Annotated in this window: 4 protein-coding genes; 1 reads left to right on the forward strand and 3 read right to left on the reverse strand. The window is 44.7% G+C overall.

The window, feature by feature from the left end; genetic code table 11:
- Window positions 1-107: 107 nt before the first annotated feature.
- Window positions 108-560: an HNH endonuclease gene (locus tag F6K49_RS40180; RefSeq protein WP_293062004.1), complete on the reverse strand. Its 453-nt coding sequence runs from the start codon at window positions 558-560 to the stop codon at window positions 108-110.
- Window positions 547-798, reverse strand: a complete 252-nt coding sequence (locus F6K49_RS40185) for a hypothetical protein (protein WP_075899230.1) — start codon at window positions 796-798, stop codon at window positions 547-549. The genes F6K49_RS40180 and F6K49_RS40185 overlap by 14 nt, the downstream gene beginning before the upstream one ends.
- A 127-nt stretch (window positions 799-925) precedes the next feature.
- On the opposite strand from F6K49_RS40185, the gene F6K49_RS40190 reads away from it, so the two are divergent.
- Window positions 926-2,023 (forward strand): S-layer family protein, encoded by a 1,098-nt coding sequence (locus F6K49_RS40190; protein WP_293106396.1) that lies wholly within the window; start codon window positions 926-928, stop codon window positions 2,021-2,023.
- Between the two features lie 201 nt (window positions 2,024-2,224).
- On the opposite strand, the gene F6K49_RS40195 is transcribed toward F6K49_RS40190, so the two are convergent.
- Entirely contained in the window at window positions 2,225-2,488 is a 264-nt protein-coding gene (locus F6K49_RS40195; RefSeq protein ID WP_293106398.1) for a hypothetical protein, read from the reverse strand.
- Window positions 2,489-2,678 lie beyond the last annotated feature (190 nt).

A 2,678-nucleotide genomic window follows, 5' to 3' on the forward strand; every position in this document is an offset into this window, starting at 1 on the left:
TGGATCTGGGAACAGGGGAAAAATATTGTGTACCTTATTAGGCTAGAAACCGTTATACAATGCCTGTGAGGTACTCACGCTATAGCGGTAGGTTTGGTGTGGGTACCTCACACGGATTGCTGTGGATCCTCTGGGGGAGGATGTAACCCCCCTTTGACCCAAAGTTGTCGAGATTTCACGATGAATTTTTCACTGCGACGCTCGTCGTTGAGATCTAGTCGAGCGCAGGTTGCTCGTCCTGTTGGGCTGGTGCCTATAATGCGCAGACCATCGGCTGTCCAGATGAAATGATCAGACCATGACTGTAAACGAGGGTTGAACAAGGGAACTTCGTTTCCGGTATCGGGATCAATTCCGGTTGTGAAGTTGTAGCGCCTTTCGTTGCAGCGACGGCAGGCTAAGGCAAGATTATCTAGACGATCAGTTCCCCCCAATGATTTTGGCCAAAGATGATCGACCGAAAGGGGTGCGTTGCTGAGGATTTCGGGATAGTGACAATATTCACATTGAAATACTGCCCGTTTTCTGAGCTGCTGGTAGAGCTGTTTAGGAATGGGCATTGGCAGCTTCAGCCATGATAACTGCATTGATATAGCTGAAAATATCATCCAGTTCGCCAATGGCTTCTAGCTCCAGTGTTTCGTCTGGAGTGAGTTGATCGTCTTTTTTCTTATCGAGCAGGGTTTGCATCCGCTCCCCAAGCTCATCGGTGAATTTGAACAGGGTTAAGTTATTAGTTCGCTCAAGGCGAAGTCCTTGATGCAAAAAGGTGGATGGTTTGATCCCGATAGCAGTCATAGTTGTTTTTATGAGGAATCTTATTGATTTTAGCAATTCCGCTCACTAGCGTTACTTGGTCTAGAGGTTTGGGAATTCTAGAGGATAGTTATTGCCCACGACATGGTTCAGTCTCTAGGAAAGCCTCATGGTCACCACAGATTTATTGACATTGCTATCTAGGTCGGATCAAAACCAACCCTTCAACAAACCCTTAAACCAACTCCTGACTTTGCCCATTGCCTGTTACCTAGTGGCTCAGATGCCCTTGGTCTGCTCAGCTCAAATTGTTCCAGATAATACTCTATCCAACAATTCCATTGTTACAGCAACGATCAGTGTCAGTAACTTCCAAAGCAATGACCGCCTAGATCCAGGACTTGGGGAAGCTGGGGATATTGAGATTGTGGCAAACACCATTGAGCTTTTCAACAGTGGATCTCAAAATCCCAATGGTGGCGGTATTACCGCATCCAATTACTCGGCGGGAGGAGGCAATATTACTATTTCCGCTAATCAAATCAAAACTGATCGAAGCACAATCACTGCCACCTCTGAGCTTAGCGGCGGTGGTGATATTGACATTACCAGTGACTTACTATTCCTTTCAAACCAGAGCGGGATTAGTACCAGCGTTAGGGACAGTACTGGTGGTGGGGGTGATATTAAGATTAATAGTGATTTTGTAGTTATTGTCGAAAACAGTAACATCACCGCCAACGCCATATTTGGTCCTGGAGGTAATATTCTTATTACTACTCAAGGTCTGTTTCTGTCTCCAGATAGCCAGATTACTGCCAGTTCTGAATTTGGTGTCGATGGTGTAGTCAACATTAGCAACCCAGACCCAACTCAAAACCTAGGATTAGTCCCATTACCAGCAACTATAGTCGATACTGGTCTACTGATTGCCACAGGTTGTAGCACCGATGATCAGCAGAATTCATTTGCTCTGACTGGACGAGGGGGCTTACCCACTGACCCCACTGACCCCCTCAAAGGTGAAACCATTTGGATAGATTGGCGAGATTTCTCGGCCACCAGGCGTCAATTGTATCGGGCTGCTCGCAATCGCGGCAAAAAACCCGATCAACAACCCCAAGCGACCGCGAAAAAGCCACCAATTATTGAAGCTCAAGGATGGATCATCAATCAGGATGGAATTGTGGAGTTAGTGCCTTATCCCACTGGTCCTGAGCTCAAACCAGTATTGAATACTGCCATCAACTGTCATAATCTCAGGTAACTATAACCTGATCATCAACAAAGGTCATCAATAAACCCTTACGCATACATTAGAGTCATAAAACGAATGCGATTGACATACAGTCACGCTACGCGATCGCATATATCAGCCTGGGATACTCAAAGCATAGATTTACCAGAATAAAGTGAAAATTATCCTTAAGTTTCAATTACCAAGGTCATTTTATCCAGCCACTGTAGTCTATAGAATTTGCAAATATATCATCAAGCCCAGCCGTCTATAATTTTCTATGATTTTTGAATATTTTGATGACATAACTAGTTTAGTTATATAGAAAAAGGAACAGGGAACAGGGAACAGGGAACAGGGAGTAGGGAGTAGGGAGTAGGGAGTAGGGAGTCGGGAGCAGAGACTTCCGAGCAGCCAGGCAGAGAGCTCTTGGAGGTTTCCACGCCACTTGATCATCTCACTTTTCACACGTCCCACACGTCCCACACGTCCCATACTTCCCACACTCCTTCTCTTTCCCTGAATAGTTTAGGGACATAAAAGTTTTAGTTGCGTCTGTTTTTAAGCAGAAACAATTGGCAGAATAACTTTCCTTTTACCTATACTAATCAATATAGTATTTTTCCTATTAATGAAGTTGTAAATACCTGTTGTAAACACCTATTTTTTCCCGATTCCCGATTCC

The sequence above is a fragment of the Moorena sp. SIO3I6 genome (assembly GCF_010672095.1).

Bases quoted from the DNA above. Each gene is read 5' to 3' on its own strand.
- F6K49_RS40180 (WP_293062004.1), bottom strand. From the start codon at position 560: ATGCCCATTCCTAAACAGCTCTACCAGCAGCTCAGAAAACGGGCAGTA.
- F6K49_RS40185 (WP_075899230.1), bottom strand. From the start codon at position 798: ATGACTGCTATCGGGATCAAACCATCCACCTTTTTGCATCAAGGACTT.
- F6K49_RS40190 (WP_293106396.1), top strand. From the start codon at position 926: ATGGTCACCACAGATTTATTGACATTGCTATCTAGGTCGGATCAAAAC.
- F6K49_RS40195 (WP_293106398.1), bottom strand. From the start codon at position 2,488: ATGGGACGTGTGGGACGTGTGGGACGTGTGAAAAGTGAGATGATCAAG.